A 524-nucleotide genomic window follows, 5' to 3' on the forward strand; every position below is an offset into this window, starting at 1 on the left:
CCGGCCCTATCTGGGCGCGGGCCATGGCGCGACGCTGGACCGGCTGGCGGCATGGATGCGCGAGGCCGGGATGTCGGCGCGGATCGACGCGGCGGGCAATATCGTCGGCCGGTATGAAGGGCTGGTCGCGGACGCGCCGGCGCTGCTGGTCGGCTCGCATGTCGACAGCGTGCGCGACGGCGGGCGCTATGACGGCATGCTGGGGGTGGTGCTGGGCATCGAGGCGGTGGCCGGCTTCGCCGCGCGCGGCCGGCGCTTTGCCTTCGCCATCGAGGTGATCGGCTTCGGCGACGAGGAGGGCTCGCGCTTTCCCGTCTCGATGCTGGCGACCCGCGCCGTCGCGGGCGCGCTGGATGGGCAGGAGCTGGACCTGCGCGACGGGGCGGGTACCACGCTGGCCGAGGCCCTGGCCGCCTTCGGGCTGGATGTCGCGCAGCTGGCCGGCGCCGCCCGGCGGCGGGACGAGATCGTGGCCTATGTCGAGGCCCATATCGAGCAGGGCCCGGTGCTGGAGGCCGAGGATC

The 524-nt window shown here is 74.4% G+C and carries 1 protein-coding gene; it reads left to right on the forward strand.

Features of this window, described 5'->3' with window-relative positions; genetic code table 11:
* Window positions 1-524: M20/M25/M40 family metallo-hydrolase (locus HLH21_RS16860; protein ID WP_182944901.1), on the forward strand; the 524-nt coding region annotated here is incomplete at both ends.

The sequence above is a fragment of the Gluconacetobacter johannae genome (assembly GCF_014174305.1).
Taxonomy (GTDB): domain Bacteria; phylum Pseudomonadota; class Alphaproteobacteria; order Acetobacterales; family Acetobacteraceae; genus Gluconacetobacter; species Gluconacetobacter johannae.